At 72.5% G+C, this 12,998-nt stretch carries 13 protein-coding genes; 9 read left to right on the top strand and 4 right to left on the bottom strand.

Features of this window, described 5'->3' with window-relative positions:
• Positions 1 to 30: 30 nt before the first annotated feature.
• From VKV23_00970 to VKV23_00955, 4 genes are all read right to left on the bottom strand, one after another.
• A complete protein-coding gene (locus tag VKV23_00970) occupies positions 31 to 834 on the bottom strand; it encodes a class I SAM-dependent methyltransferase (GenBank protein ID HLI14609.1) in 804 nt (267 codons plus the stop codon).
• A gap of 53 nt (positions 835 to 887) precedes the next feature.
• Positions 888 to 2,885, bottom strand: coding sequence for a hypothetical protein (locus VKV23_00965; protein HLI14608.1), 1,998 nt, complete (start codon positions 2,883 to 2,885; stop codon positions 888 to 890).
• 307 nt (positions 2,886 to 3,192) lie between these two features.
• Positions 3,193 to 3,750 carry a hypothetical protein gene (locus VKV23_00960; GenBank protein ID HLI14607.1) on the bottom strand — a complete coding sequence of 186 codons (558 nt, stop codon included), beginning with the start codon at positions 3,748 to 3,750 and terminating at the stop codon, positions 3,193 to 3,195.
• Complete coding sequence (locus VKV23_00955) at positions 3,747 to 4,997, bottom strand: mannosyltransferase family protein (protein ID HLI14606.1); 1,251 nt, start codon at positions 4,995 to 4,997, stop codon at positions 3,747 to 3,749. The genes VKV23_00960 and VKV23_00955 overlap by 4 nt, the downstream gene beginning before the upstream one ends.
• A gap of 70 nt (positions 4,998 to 5,067) precedes the next feature.
• On the opposite strand from VKV23_00955, the gene VKV23_00950 reads away from it, so the two are divergent.
• The 9 genes from VKV23_00950 to VKV23_00910 are packed head-to-tail and all read left to right on the top strand — an operon-like array spanning position 5,068 to position 12,893.
• Complete coding sequence (locus VKV23_00950) at positions 5,068 to 5,730, top strand: HAD family hydrolase (GenBank protein HLI14605.1); 663 nt, start codon at positions 5,068 to 5,070, stop codon at positions 5,728 to 5,730.
• Between the two features lie 11 nt (positions 5,731 to 5,741).
• The gene (locus VKV23_00945; GenBank protein ID HLI14604.1) at positions 5,742 to 6,458 is read left to right on the top strand and encodes a transaldolase; all 717 of its coding nucleotides are present in this window, start codon (positions 5,742 to 5,744) and stop codon (positions 6,456 to 6,458) included.
• Positions 6,459 to 6,509: 51 nt separating this feature from the next.
• Positions 6,510 to 7,496 (top strand): NAD-dependent epimerase/dehydratase family protein, encoded by a 987-nt coding sequence (locus VKV23_00940; GenBank protein ID HLI14603.1) that lies wholly within the window; start codon positions 6,510 to 6,512, stop codon positions 7,494 to 7,496.
• Positions 7,493 to 8,479 (top strand): galactokinase, encoded by a 987-nt coding sequence (locus tag VKV23_00935; GenBank protein HLI14602.1) that lies wholly within the window; start codon positions 7,493 to 7,495, stop codon positions 8,477 to 8,479. Before VKV23_00940 ends, VKV23_00935 begins: the two co-directional genes overlap by 4 nt.
• Positions 8,476 to 9,474: a Gfo/Idh/MocA family oxidoreductase gene (locus VKV23_00930; GenBank protein HLI14601.1), complete on the top strand. Its 999-nt coding sequence runs from the start codon at positions 8,476 to 8,478 to the stop codon at positions 9,472 to 9,474. Before VKV23_00935 ends, VKV23_00930 begins: the two co-directional genes overlap by 4 nt.
• A complete protein-coding gene (locus VKV23_00925; GenBank protein HLI14600.1) occupies positions 9,471 to 10,343 on the top strand; it encodes an SDR family oxidoreductase in 873 nt (290 codons plus the stop codon). The genes VKV23_00930 and VKV23_00925 overlap by 4 nt, the downstream gene beginning before the upstream one ends.
• A complete protein-coding gene (locus VKV23_00920; GenBank protein HLI14599.1) occupies positions 10,340 to 11,161 on the top strand; it encodes a class I SAM-dependent methyltransferase in 822 nt (273 codons plus the stop codon). The genes VKV23_00925 and VKV23_00920 overlap by 4 nt, the downstream gene beginning before the upstream one ends.
• Complete coding sequence (locus tag VKV23_00915; GenBank protein ID HLI14598.1) at positions 11,158 to 12,171, top strand: glycosyltransferase family 2 protein; 1,014 nt, start codon at positions 11,158 to 11,160, stop codon at positions 12,169 to 12,171. Before VKV23_00920 ends, VKV23_00915 begins: the two co-directional genes overlap by 4 nt.
• Positions 12,168 to 12,893, top strand: a complete 726-nt coding sequence (locus VKV23_00910) for a sugar phosphate nucleotidyltransferase (GenBank protein ID HLI14597.1) — start codon at positions 12,168 to 12,170, stop codon at positions 12,891 to 12,893. The genes VKV23_00915 and VKV23_00910 overlap by 4 nt, the downstream gene beginning before the upstream one ends.
• Positions 12,894 to 12,998 lie beyond the last annotated feature (105 nt).

Below are 12,998 nucleotides of genomic sequence, written 5' to 3'. Positions count from 1 at the left end.
GCGCCGGCGCGACGGCGTCGCCCGGGCGCTTCAGGCGTCTCGCCCGATGGTGTAGGCGGGGACGGTCGGCACCGGCGGCGGGAGGTGGCCGAGCGGCGCGTCGTCCTCGGGGAGGGGGACGGCGACGCGCCCGGCGCCGGGCCGCCGCAGCGAGATGGTCCACGCGAAGCCGCGCACGGCCGGCGGGACGACGCCGGTGACGACGAGCCCCGCCTCCTCGACCACCCGCTCGAACCAGGCCCGGTCGAAGATGACGGCGTTCGTCGGATCGACCTCGTTGATGTAGAGCGCGTTCTGGAACGGCTGCATCATCGGGAAGAGCCGCTTGTCGAAGAGGAACCACGTGGACAGGACGAGCCCGTCGGGATCGAGGATGCGGGCGCACTCGCGCAGGTAGGCGAGGGCCGACGACTCGAGCACGTGGGTGAAGACCGAGTGCGCCACCACGAGGTCGAACTCGCCGTCGCCGGCGGGGAATGGCAGGAAGTCCCGGCCATCCGCTCGGGGGTTGAGGCCGATGTTGTGGACGTCGTGGTGGAGGAAGCGGAACTGGGGCGCGAGCGGCGTCAGGTGCTCCTGGCACCAGCGCACCATGCCGGCGTGCAGGTCGATCCCGAGGTAGGAGCGGGGCTGGGGTTCCTGCTGGATGAGCCGGCGGGCGATGCGCCCGCAGCCGCAGCCGAAGTCGAAGACGGAGCCGAAGGCGAGCTCGCCCGCCTCCGGCAGCGCCGGCGCGCCGTCGGGGTTGTCGAAGAAGGCGGGGTCCTCGACGCCCACGAGCCGGCGCATCTCGACCGGCGGGAGCGGGAGGGGTTCTCGGCTGCCGACCCGCACGCCGCCAGCCTACGCGGCACGCCCGGTCGCACGGGAAGCGCGCGGCGAGCCGCTCAGCGCTCGCGCAGCGCGAGCCACTCGAGCTGCCGCTGCACGTGGTACCAGACGTCGACGCCCCCCGAGCGCTGCGGCGGGCCGCCGAGGGCACTCGAGAGGTAGTCGACGACGAGGCGGTAGTCCGCGCCGACGGGCTGCACGACGACCGTGCCGACCCGGTAGCGGGCGAGGAAGTTCTGCATGATCGTGTAGGTGTACGGGTGGTTGTACTCGGCAGCGAACCCCTTCGGCGCGCCGTTGTAGCCGAGCTCGAAGAGGATCTCCATGAGCGGCGGGTCGAGCGTCGGGGGGGCGTAGCCGCCGCCGGGGAGCACCCCCTGCGGACCGTGCGTGCGGAAGGGCGTCAGCACGTAGCCGCCGATGAGGCGGAAGCGGAAGCCGGCGTCGACCTGCCAGAGCATGGCGAAGTCGACCGGGTCCATGGGGTAGGGGTAGGCGAGGACGGTCGACCCGGACGGGATCTGCCGGGCGAGCGCGCTCGTGAAGTAGCGCGGCTGGTCGGTCGACGCGAAGGCGTAGGGCCAGCGCGGGAGCATGGGAACGAGGACGACGGCGGCCACGACCCCGGAGGCGACGGCGAGGCGCGCCCGGGCGGTCCCCGGATGCGGCGAGGGGCGCGGGGCGCGCCGCAGTCGCTTCGAGAGCGCGTCGAAGGACAGCGCTACGACGGCCGCAGCGAACAGGTCCTGGAAGAGCGCGAAGCGCGCCGCGACGGCCATCTTCAGGCCAGGCACCTGGCCGAGCACCCAGAACGGCAGGGTGATCGTCGTCACCCCGTTGTCGACGCGCAGGTGCTCGCCGAGCGAGAGGGCGAAGGCCAGGAGCGCTAACAGGGAGAAGGTACGCAGCGTCGCGCTGCGCACGAGCACGGTGCCGGCGAAGAAGACGAGGAGGAGGCCGACGCCGAGGTAGGAGTCGTTCTCGGTCGGGCTCCCCCCGACGAAGGACGACCCGAGCACCCCGAGGGCGTGGGGGACGAGGAGCTGGTGGAAGGTCGGGACGAGCGGGCCGAGCAGGTCGGCGCTGAAGGCGCCGACGAAGCGGTGGCCGAAGGTGCTGGCGACCTCCTGCGGCCCGAGGAGGCTGTAGGCAACGGGGTACCCGCACAGCACGGCGAGAGGAACGAGCGCCCAGGCGAGGCCGGCCGCGACCCGCCTGGCGCGTGCGAGCGCGCGGCGGGGGAAGGCGAGCGCGAGGAGGACGAGGCCGGCGCCGGCGAGGACGGCGGCGTCGACGAGGAGCTCGGACGAGATGAAGTACTGCGTCGCGGCCAGCGCGCCGATCGCGAGGCCGGTGCGCCGCGCCGACCAGCGGCGCGGCCGGACGAGCTCGTCGAAGGCGGCGAGGAGGAGGGGGAAGAGCGGGACGAAGACGAGGTTCAGGTGGAAGCTCCCCTGGGCCACCATGTACGGCGAGAACCCGTAGAGCAGGCCACCGAGGAACCGCGCCGGCACCCCGTTCGTCCAGCGCCGCAGCGCGCCGAACATCGCCCACGCGGAGAGCGCGAACGCGAGGTGGCTGAGCAGGTTGAAGCTGGCGACGGCGCCGAGGGTGAGCGTGATCGGGGACGCGAGGAGCCCGAGGACCGCCATCGTCGTGTTGGCGGCGAGGTTGGCGCCGTAGGGGGCGTTCAGCAGCGGAGTGGTCGCGAACGGGTCGATCCCGTGGAAGAGCGCGTGCGGCGTCCACGCGAGGAACCAGGTCTGCTCGACGATGTCGCTGCACCCGCACGTGACGACCTTCGAGGTCGACAGGAGGTAGCGGGGGTCGAAGGCGACGAAGCCGATCGCGAGGTAGGCGACGGGGGGCAGGAGCCGGCTCGCGAGCCGCCGATGGGCGCGCTCGGGTCCCCGAGCGCCCAGAGCAGCGCGCCGGCCCTCCTCGGCGGCGAGCGCGCCGCCCTCGATCGGCGCGCCTGGCCGGCAGGCCGCGCCGAGGTCGAGAACGCCGCCCGCCGGCGAGGGACCCGACGGCCCCGTCCCTGCCCTACCCACGCCACCGTCCGGCCGCGATCCGGACCCGAGCGTTCACGGCCGCCCGGTGCTCCGAGCGCGGCGCCCGAGGGCGCGCCCATCGCGACGCCGTGCGGGCAGGGGGACGGGTCCGGCGGGGACGGCGCGTCGCAGGACACGCCCGACAGCTGGGCGCGCGGCGGCGAGCGTCCCCCTCGCCTGGCGGCGGCGCGGGTCGCGAGTCGTCAGGCGCACGGCGACCCACCCTACCGGGCGGCCGACCCCGTCCACGAGCCACCACGCGGCGGCGCCCGAGGGCGACGGCGCGACGCCTGCGCCTCGCGCCGGGTCAGCTCGGCTCGTGGCGCAGGCCGGCGAGCGCGATCGTCGCCGGGACGCCGGGGTGGCGCCTGCTGCGAGGAACGCAGCGGTAGCGGAGCGTGAGCGGCGCGCCACGCGCCCGCGGCGAGAGGTCGACGTGGTACCACGCGAACGCTCGGCGAACCACCAGCCGGGCGAGCACGTGGCCGGCCTGGTGCACCGTGACGACCTCGCTCGGGCCAGCGGCGGCGCAGCCCCCGTAGCCGAGGAGGAGGTCGACCGAGCGCCACCGCGCGCCGACGCGCAGCTCCGAGGTCCGCCCCGCGGACCAGATCCACGTGCGCACCGCACGCCCGTCGACGACCTGGTAGGGCGTGAACGCCGGGACCGGGCCGGCCTCCCAGCCTGGCCCGAGCGCGCCGAGCGCGGGCGAGATCGCCGCCCAGTCCTGCCCGTTGACGATGGCCGCAGGCAGCTGGTGGACGAAGGGCACGATCGTCCACCCGGCGATCCAGGCGCCGACCGCGGCGGCAACGAGCCGACGAGCTGAGAGGCGGGAACGCCCACGGCGCCTCGCGACGCTCACTCCACCCACATCCCGTGCGCCAGGAGCACGAGCCACACCCCCGACCACGCCGCGAGCAGGGCGAGCAGGACCGGCGCCGCCCTGCCCGTGACGAGGCGCCGGAGGCGCTCGTCGGTGAGCAGGACCGCAGCGGCCGGGTACAGGAGGCGAATCGCGCTGTACTCGGGGCCGTAGCGGGCTCCCTGGACGTTCACCGCGAGGAACGAGAGCGCGCCGAGGGCGAGCGCCGGGCCGAACCCGACCCCACGCGCGGCGGCCCAGAGCAGCACCCCTGCGAAGACGAGGACGAACGCCGCGTCCTGCGTGAACATGAGCCACTTCTCGGTGGGATGGCCGATCACGCCGACGAAGGTCGCCCGGACCGGCGCGAGCGTCACGACTCGGCCGACGACCGTCCACGGCGGGACGGTCGGCAGCCAGCCTCGAATGGCCGTGTACCAGGCGATCGGGTCCCCGAAGCGCACCCACAGGAAGGCGCTGAAGGCCACGACACCCCAGAGGGACAGCGCGAGGCGCCCGAGGCGCCGTCGATCGAGGGCGCCTCGCCAGCCGACGGCGGCGAGCTCGCTCAGCACGAGCGCCCCGGACACGGCGAGGCCGAGGTCGCTCACGGCCGTGCCCGCGCCGGCGACGAGGGCGGCGAGCCACAGGCGCCCGCGCCGGCAGGCGACGACGGCGCCGAGGGCGCACAGCACGGTGAGGGAGGTCGAGTAGCCGAGCACGGCGTAGACGCCCGCTGGGAAGGCGAGGAAGAGGCCGACGGCGGCGAGCACCCGGCTCGCTCGCTCGCCGTCGAGCGCGAGCGAGCGGGCGAGCAGCGCCGCCGCGCCCACCTGGCAGGCGACGCTCACCCCGACGGCCGCGGGCAGCCACGGGACGCCCGCGAGGTGAGCGAAGCGGACGAGGAGCGGGTAGGCGGGGAAGAAGGCCGGGTTCTGCGCACCCTGGATCGCGGGGTCCCAGTGGTAGCCCGAGCCGGCGATCCCGAGGTTGAAGTTCGAGTCCCAGCTGAGCAGGACGTTGCGGAGCCCAACCCCGAGCCCACCGCGGGTGTGCAGCACCTCCAGCGTCGCGGCGACGAAGCAGATCGCTGCGGCCGACCACAGGAGGGCGAGGCCGGCGCCGGCGAGGGCGAGGCCGGGGTTGCGCCTCGCACGCACGCCTCGCCGGGAGAGGTCGACCGCCTCGGGCACGGCCAGCTGGCCGATGGGCGCCTGCGCGTGTGCGGGGAGGTCCGCGTGCGCCACGGCGCCATGCTACGAGGGGGAGCGGCGAGCGCACGGCGCCGGGTCGCGAGCGCACGGGTAGCCTGCCGCCATGTGCCCGGCTCGCACGGAGCTCGCCCGAGCCGCGCCCGGCGCGGCGCAGCGAGCCACCTCCCCCGAGGCTGCTCGACGCCCCGCCGTGTTCCTCGACCGCGACGGCGTCCTGAACGAGCTCGTCCCCGATCCGAGCACCGGCCTGCCGGAATCCCCGCTGCGGAGCGCGGACGTCCGGCTCCTCCCCGGCGCCGCGGCGGGTGCCGCCGAGCTGCAGTCCCTCGGGTTCGCCCTCGTCGTCGTCACGAACCAGCCGGCCTGGGCGAAGGGCAAGGCGAGCCGCGAGGCGCTCCTCGCCGTCCACCAGCAGGTGGTCGACCTCCTCGCGGCCGAGGGCGTCGCGCTCGACGGCTGGCGGTGGTGCCTGCACCATCCCGAGGCGCTCGTCGACGAGCTGCGAGGCGACTGCCGCTGCCGAAAGCCGCGCCCCGGCATGCTCCTCGACGCGGCCGCCGAGCTGAGCCTCGACCTCGAACGCTCGTGGATCATCGGCGACAGCGACGCCGACGTGGCGGCAGGGCGCGAGGCGCGCTGTGGGACGATCCTCGTCGCGAACCCGTCGAGCGCGCACCGGCGCAGCGGGTCGCCCACGCCTGACGCCGCCGTGCAGAGCCTGCCCGAGGCCGCCGCCTACCTGCGGCAGCGAGCACACCGCTGGTAGCATCGCCGCCGATGACGGGGGTCGGCGGGTTGACGACGCGCCTGTTCGCGGACGGGGCCGACCTCGAGGAGATCCTGGCCCTCGCCCGGGACGAGCGGATCAGCGGGTTCACGACGAACCCGACGCTCATGCGCAAGGCAGGGGTGGCCGACTACGCCGCCTTCGCGGCCGAGCTGCTCGAGCACGTCCGCACGAAGCCCGTGTCATTCGAGGTCTTCGCCGACGAGCCCGACGAGATCCGCCGGCAGGCGAAGCTCATCTCGTCGTGGGCCGACAACGTCTACGTGAAGGTGCCGGTCACCACGACACGAGGCGAGCGCCTCGACGAGCTCGTGCGAGAGCTGTCGGAGGGCGGCGTGCGCGTCAACGTCACGGCGATTTTCACGCTCGACCAGGTGCGGCGCATCACCGCCGCGGTGCGAGACGGCGCGCCCTCGTACGTGTCCATCTTCGCCGGACGGATCGCCGACGCCGGCGTCGACCCGGTGCCGCTCGTCGCCGAGGCGCTCGAGATCATGCGGGAGGCCCCGCGGGCCGAGTGCATCTGGGCCTCCCCCCGGGAGCTGTACAACCTCGTCCAGGCGAACGCCGTCGGGTGCCACATCATCACGATGACGAACGACCTGCTCCGCAAGCTCGACTGCCTCGGCAAGCCGCTCGAGCAGTTCTCGCTCGAGACGGTCGAGATGTTCCACCGGGACGCGGCCGCCGCAGGGTACTCGCTCTAGCGCCATGCCGAGCGCAGCGAGGTGCTCCACCGAGCCCGCGAGGACCTGACGGTGCAGCGCGTGTGCGTCACCGGCGGCGCGGGGTTCATCGGGAGCAACCTCGTCGACCGGCTCCTCGCCGACGGCGTCGAGGTCACCGTCGTCGACGACCTCCGCACGGGAAGCCGCGACTACCTGGCGGACGCGGCGCGCCACGGCGGCTTCCGCCTCGTCGAAGGCGACGTCTTGGACCAGGCGCTGCTCACGGAGGCGTTCGCGGGCTGCGACTGGGTGTTCCACCTGCAGGCCAACGCGGACGTGCGCCACGGCCTCGAGCACCCGACGCGCGACCTCGAGCAGAACACGATCGCGACCTCCCGCGTCCTCGAGGCGATGCGCGCCGCGGGGAGCTCGAGGATCCTCTTCGCGTCGACCGGCTCGATCTACGGCGAGCCGCAGGTGTTCCCCACGCCCGAGGACGCCCCCTTCCCGATCCAGACCTCGCTCTACGGCGCGTCCAAGCTCGCCTGCGAGGGCCTGATCGAGGCCTACGCGGCGGGCTTCGGCTTCGTCGGGGTGATCTGCCGCTTCGTCTCGGTCCTCGGCGAGCGCTATACCCACGGGCACGTCATCGACTTCTACCGGGCGCTCAAGTCCGACCCCGACCGGCTCGTCGTCCTCGGGAACGGGAAGCAGGAGAAGTCCTACCTCTACGTCCAAGACTGCGTGGCCGCGATGCTGCTCGCCGCTCGGCACCACGCGGCGTCCCCCGGGGCGCACGTCTACAACCTCGGCACCGAGGAGACGCTCACGGTCGACCAGTCGGTCGAGCTCATCACGCGCCACCTCGGCGTCTCCCCGACGATCGAGTACGCGGGCGGGGAGCGCGGGTGGATCGGCGACAGCCCGCTCATCCTCCTCGACGTCTCGCGGATCCGTTCGCTCGGCTGGAAGCCGGAGCTCTCGATCGCGCAGGCCATCGAGCGCACGCTCGACTGGCTCGACGGCCACCCCGCGGCGTGGCAGGCGGGCACGCGGAAGGGAGGTGCGACGACGTGAGCGTGATCTTCGCCCGGGCGCCCCTTCGCGTGCCGCTCGGGGGCGGCGGCACGGACCTTCCCTCCTACTACCGAGAGCACGGGGGCTTCCTCGTCTCGGGCGCGATCGACAAGTACGTCTACATGCTCGTGCACACCGTCTTCCAGCACCGCTACCGGATGAAGTACTCGCAGATCGAAGAGGTCGACCACCCCTCGGAGATCAAGCACCCCATCCTGCGGGAGACGCTGCTGCGGCACTGGCGCGGCAACCCGCTCGAGATCGCGTCGGTCGCGGACGTCCCCGCGGGGACGAGCATGGGCTCCTCGGGTGCGTACACCGTGTGTCTGCTCAAGGCGCTCGCCCACGCGAGGCGGACGTCGATCACGCCTGCAGCGCTCGCCGAGGCCGCGTGCGCGATCGAGATCGACGTGCTGCACGAGCCGGTGGGCAAGCAGGACCAGTACGTCGCGGCGCACGGTGGGATCTGCGCCTACACATTCCACCCGGACGACACCGTCGAGGTCGAGGCGCTCGAGCTCGACACCGAGACGCTCCGGCTGCTTCGCGAGCACCTCCTCCTCTTCTACACCGGCGAGGCACGATCGGCCTCCGCGATCCTCTCCGACCAGGACCGCCGCTCCAAGTCGGGCGACGGGACGATGATCGAGAACCTCCACCGGACCAAGGAGATCGGCTACGAGAGCCGCAAGCTCCTCGAGGAGGGCGACCTCGAGGGCTACGCGCTCTTGCTGCACGAGCACTGGGAGAACAAGCGGCGGCGGTCGCCGGGCATGGCGAACTCGTCGATCGACTCCCTCTACGCGCTCGCTCGCGAGGCGAGCGCGCTCGGCGGCAAGCTCATCGGCGCGGGCGGGGGCGGCTTCCTGCTCGTCTACTCGCTGCGCCCCGAGGAGACGCGGCGGGCGCTCGCCGAGGCGGGCGCGCCGGAGCTCACCTTCGACTTCGAGTACGGCGGCGCGTACGCGAGCGAGCACGCGTGAGCCGCCCACGGCTTCGCGTCGGCATCGTCGGCTGCGGCCTCGTCGGGTCCAAGCGCGCGCGTGCGCTCGGGCGCGACGTGCTCGTCGGCTGCTACGACGTGCACCCCGAGCGCGCGAAGCAGCTCGCCGAGGAGGTCGGCGGGGAGCCGTGCGCCACGCTCGAGCTCCTGCTCGACCTGGAGCCCGACGTCGTCGTCGTCGCGACGGTGCACCGCGACCTGGCGCCGATCGCGCGCCAGGCGCTCGAGGCGGGCGCGCACGTCCTCGTCGAGAAGCCCGCCGGGATGGGCACGGGCGACATCGACGCCATCGCGGCGACCGCCCGGCGAGCCGGGCGGCTCGTCAAGGTGGGCTTCAACCACCGCTTCCACCCCGGCATCGCACGGGCCATCGAGGAGGCGACCTCGCGCCGACACGGCGACGTCCTCTACGTGCGCGCCCGCTACGGCCACGGCGGCCGGCTCGGCTACGAGCGCGAGTGGCGGTGCGACCCGGCGCTCTCGGGCGGCGGCGAGCTCGTGGACCAGGGGATGCACCTCCTCGACCTCGCGTACGCGATCTGCGGGCCGCTCCCCCTTCACAGCGCCATGCTGCGCACGCAGTTCTGGTCCGCGCCGGTCGACGACAACGCCGTCCTGCTGCTCGGCGAGCAGGGCGGCGTCGGGACGCGCTCGCCCTTCGCGCTCCTGCACGTCAGCTGGACGGAGTGGAAGAACACCTTCTCGCTCGAGGTCGCCTGCGAGCGCGCGAAACTCGTGGTCGACGGCCTCGCCGGCTCCTACGGCGCGCAGCGCCTGCGCCTGTACCGGATGCTCCCGGAGCTCGGACCGCCCGACCTCGAGGAGGTCCGCTACCCCGAACGCGACGGCTCGTGGGCCTCGGAGTGGGAGCACTTCGCCGTGGCCATCGCCGCCGGCGATCCGGCAACGCTCGAGGGCGACCTCGCCTCGGCACGGTTCGCGTGGTCGTGCGTCGAGGAGGCACGACGACGATGACGGATCGGCACGGGGGCGCGCTGGCGGGCAGGCGCGTCGTGGTCACCGGTGCGACGGGGGGGATCGGGCGCGTGCTCGTCGCGCACCTCGCGCGCGAGGGAGCCACCCTCGCCCTCGTCGCCCGATCTGCCGAGCGCCTGCACGAGCTCGCCGTCTCTCTGCCGAACGGGCCGCACGAGCCGATCGTCCTCGATGTGACCGACGAGCACGCCTGGGCGAGCGCTGGCGCACAGCTCGCCGAGCGCGGCCGGGTCGACGGCGTTGTCACGGCCGCCGCGATCCTCCCGCCGATCGGGCCCGTCGGCTCCTGGGACGTCGCCGCGTTCCGCCGGACCGTCGACGTCAACCTCACCGGCACGCTGCTCGCGATCACCGCCACCCTCGCCGCCTTGAAGCGGGCGCAGGGCTCCATCGTGACCTTCTCGGGTGGCGGCGCCACGGGGCCGTTCCCCCGCTTCGACGCCTACGCGGCCTCCAAGGCTGCGGTCGTCCGGCTCACCGAGAACCTGGCCGCGGAGCTCGCCGCCGACGGCGTGCGGGCGAACTGCGTCGCTCCTGGCTTCGTCGTCACGCCGATGCACGCCGAGACGCTCGCGGCGGGTCCCGAGCTCGCCGGGCCCGAGTACTTCGAGCGCACCCTGCGTGCCCGCGAGCAGGGCGAGGGCGACGCGCCCGAGCCCGCAGCCGAGCTCACCGCCTTCCTCCTCTCCGAGGCCGCCCAAGGGATCACCGGCAAGCTCATCAGCGCACACTGGGACCCGTGGCGAGCGCCACACTTCCAGGACCGCCTGCGCAGCGACAGCGACCTCGCGACGATCCGGCGGATCGACGACCAGCACTTCGCGCCGAAGGCGGTGGTCTCGCCGTGAGCCTCGACGCGCCCGTTCCGTCGACGGACCTCTACTGGTCCGACGAGCTCGAGACGCTCCACGAGGAGAGCAGCCGCACGCACTTCCTCGATGCCTGGACGCGCCGGGCGATCGTGGATCAGCTCGGCACGCTCCCGGAGAACCCGACCATCTGCGACCTCGGCTGCTCCACCGGCTACCTCCTCGAGGACCTCGCGGCTCACATCGAGGGCGCCCGGCTGGTGGGCATCGACTACATCTTCTCGGGGCTGCGCGTCGCGTCGAAGAACGTGCCGAGAGCGGGACTCGTACGCGCGGATGCCGGCGCGCTGCCGCTCGCAGTCCGCAGCCTCGACGCCCTCGTGAGCGCGAACCTCCTCGAGCACGTGCCAGACGACGTCAACGTGCTGCGCGAGGTGCGGCGCGTGCTTCGACCAGGCAGTCGCGCCGTGCTCGTCGTGCCCGCCGGTGCCGGGACCTACGACTACTACGACCGGTTCCTCTGCCACCAGCGCCGCTACCAGCGGGGTGAGCTGGCCACAAAGGCACGCGACGCCGGACTCGAGGTGCTCTTCGACGGCTACATCGCATCGCTCATCTTCCCCGCCTTCTGGCTCGCGAAGAAGCTCAACCGGCTGCGGTTCAGCCGGCTCGACGGCGACGCCCTCCGGGCGCGCGTCGCTCGGGACATCGCGGCGACGAAGGACTCGCGGCTCGGCCGCCTGACGTGGCTCGTCGAGCGCTGCCTCGGACGAGTTGGGATCCGCTTCCCCGTCGGGATCCGCGAGCTCGTCGTCATCAGCCGGCCAGGCGCGACGGTTCGCTCGGAACAGCCATGAGCGGCGCGCAGGACTCCCCCCAGCTGCTCAGCATCGTCGTCCCGACCTACAACGAGGAGCACAACGTCGAGCTCCTCTACGAGCGTCTCGTGCCGGTGCTGGACCGGCTCGGGATCACCTGGGAGCTCATCTTCAGCACCGACCCGTGCACGGACCGCACCGAGGAGATCATCGGCCGCCTCCACGAGAAGGACTCAAGGGTCAAGATGCTGCGCTTCTCGAGGCGCTTCGGCCAGCCCATGGCGACGATCGCCGGGCTCGAGGCTGCGCGTGGCGACGCTGTGGTCGTCATCGACTGCGACCTGCAAGATCCCCCCGAGCTCATCGAGGACCTCGTCGAGCGCTGGCGTGGGGGGTACGACGTCGTCTACGCGCAACGCAGGACGAGGGCAGGCGAGACGCTCGTCAAGCGGATCGTCGCCTCCCTCGGCTACCGGCTGATCAGGCGGATCGCCGAAGTCGAGATCCCGCCGAACACCGGAGACTTCCGCCTCATGAGCAGGCGCGTCGTCGACGCGGTCACGGCTCTCCCCGAGCGCCACGGGTTCCTGCGCGGGCTCGTCGGCTTCGTCGGCTTCAAGCAGACGAGCGTCCTCTACGACCGAGATCCGCGCGCCGCCGGGTCTGGGAAGTACAACCGGTTCACCGGCTCGCTGCTGATTGGCCTCAACGGCGTCATCGGCTTCTCCCGGTACCCGCTGCAGGTGATCTCCGTGCTAGGAGTCCTCCTCGCCTCGCTGGCGCTCCTGCTCGCGGTCGCCTACTTCTGCTACAAGCTGGCAGGGGCGCACTTTCCCGTCGGCAACCCCACGATCGTGATCCTCGTCAGTCTGTTCAGCGGGATCCAGCTGCTGTCACTCGGCGTCATGGGCGAGTACGTCGGGCGGATCTACGACGAGGTCCGTCAGCGGCCCCGCTACCTCGTCGAGTCGCGCCTCGGTTGGGACTCGGAGCCTCACGACGCCAACGGTACCGACGACGAGGTTCTCGACACGATTCGGCCTCAATGAGCCGCCTTCCGCCGGTCTGCATCCTCGCTGGAGGACGCGGCTCACGCCTCGGTGCCCTCACGGCCACGACGCCCAAGCCGCTGCTCGAGGTGGCAGGCGAGCCCTTCCTGTGCCACCAGCTCCGCCAGCTCGCAGCGCACGGTGCGACGAGCGCCGTGCTCTGCACCGGTTATCGGGGCGACCAGATCGCCGAACGCCTCGGCGCCGAGCAGTTCGGCATCCGGCTCGCGTACAGCGACGACGGCCCAACGCCGGCAGGCACGCTCGGGGCGATCCGGCGGGCCCTGCCGCTGCTCGGCGACCGCTTCCTCGTCCTGTATGGCGACACGTACCTGCAGGTCAACTTCGGTGACTTCGCGGCATCCTGGGAGCAGAGCGGCCTTCCCGCGGCAATGACCGTGTATCGCAACGACGGCCGGTTCGGCCCCTCGAACGCTGATTTCCGGGCTCCGCACGTCGTGCGTTACGACAAGCATCATCCCGACGCGTCGATGCGCTGGATCGACTACGGACTGGAGGGCTTCACCGCGGCGGTCGTGGCCGACTCCGATGCTTCGATGACCGATCTCGCCGAGCTCCACGCGCTCCTCGCAAACGCCCGCCTGCTCTTCGGGTTCGAGGTCGTCGACCGCTTCTACGAGATCGGGACACCTGCAGCGCTCGCCGAGACCAGCGCGTACCTCGCTGCCGAAGGCCTCCGGGACCTCTGCAGCTTCGAATAGACAACGTATCGTTGCCGGACCTTATGCACGCCGCAGCCATTACCGACGCGACCAGGTAAAGGGGGCTCACCACGGTGAGAGCTGCCTCTCATCGAGTTGCACATG

Source organism: Acidimicrobiales bacterium, assembly GCA_035294085.1.
Lineage (GTDB): Bacteria > Actinomycetota > Acidimicrobiia > Acidimicrobiales > Bog-793 > DATGLP01.
Note: the sequence above shows the minus strand (reverse complement) of the source record. Positions and strands in the feature narration are given on the sequence as shown.

Excerpts from the sequence above, each read along its gene's own strand:
- VKV23_00910 (HLI14597.1), top strand. The coding sequence starts at position 12,168 with ATGAGCCGCCTTCCGCCGGTCTGCATCCTCGCTGGAGGACGCGGCTCA.
- VKV23_00950 (HLI14605.1), top strand. The coding sequence starts at position 5,068 with ATGTGCCCGGCTCGCACGGAGCTCGCCCGAGCCGCGCCCGGCGCGGCG.
- VKV23_00925 (HLI14600.1), top strand. The coding sequence starts at position 9,471 with ATGACGGATCGGCACGGGGGCGCGCTGGCGGGCAGGCGCGTCGTGGTC.
- VKV23_00945 (HLI14604.1), top strand. The coding sequence starts at position 5,742 with ATGACGGGGGTCGGCGGGTTGACGACGCGCCTGTTCGCGGACGGGGCC.
- VKV23_00915 (HLI14598.1), top strand. The coding sequence starts at position 11,158 with ATGAGCGGCGCGCAGGACTCCCCCCAGCTGCTCAGCATCGTCGTCCCG.